The following is a 509-nucleotide window of genomic DNA, read 5'->3' as shown; positions in this document are numbered from 1 at the left end:
ATGTAACGGGGCTAAGCGTACTACCGAAGCTGTGAGTGCTAGAAGTAAGAAATGAGATGTAAGAACTAGGAAGTGAAAAGATGATTCGGACATTCCGAGACTTACGAGTATATAAGCAATCGTATGAGCTTGGAAAAGAAGTACATCGGGTCACACAACGTTTTCCAAAGCATGAACGTTATGAGTTAGGAAGTCAGTTGAGAAGGGCTTCTCAGTCAATTCCATTGAACATTGCTGAAGGTTATGGAAGAAAAAAATCGAAAGCTGAATTCAAACGTTTTTTGCTTATAGCAATAGGCTCTTGCAACGAAGTACAGGTTTTATTGGACTATGCCTATGAATTTCATTACTTATCTTCAGATGAATATAAGCAATTACTAACAAATTATGAAGGTATAGGTAAACAATTATCTGCACTGCATAGCAAGTGGAAATAAAAAACTGCATCCTACATTTGATTTCTTACTTCTAGCGCGGTAGGGGAGCGTTCCTGCAGCAGTGAAGTCAGA

1 protein-coding gene is annotated in these 509 nt (G+C 38.5%); it reads left to right on the top strand.

The annotated features are described in order from the left end of the window. The first annotated feature begins 80 nt into the window (after positions 1-80). Complete coding sequence (locus tag HMPREF0083_RS24675; protein WP_021624686.1) at positions 81-437, top strand: four helix bundle protein; 357 nt, start codon at positions 81-83, stop codon at positions 435-437. Positions 438-509: the final 72 nt, after the last annotated feature.

The sequence above is a fragment of the Aneurinibacillus aneurinilyticus ATCC 12856 genome, from assembly GCF_000466385.1.
GTDB lineage: Bacteria > Bacillota > Bacilli > Aneurinibacillales > Aneurinibacillaceae > Aneurinibacillus > Aneurinibacillus aneurinilyticus.
This window is presented reverse-complemented; position numbering and strand designations above follow the sequence as displayed.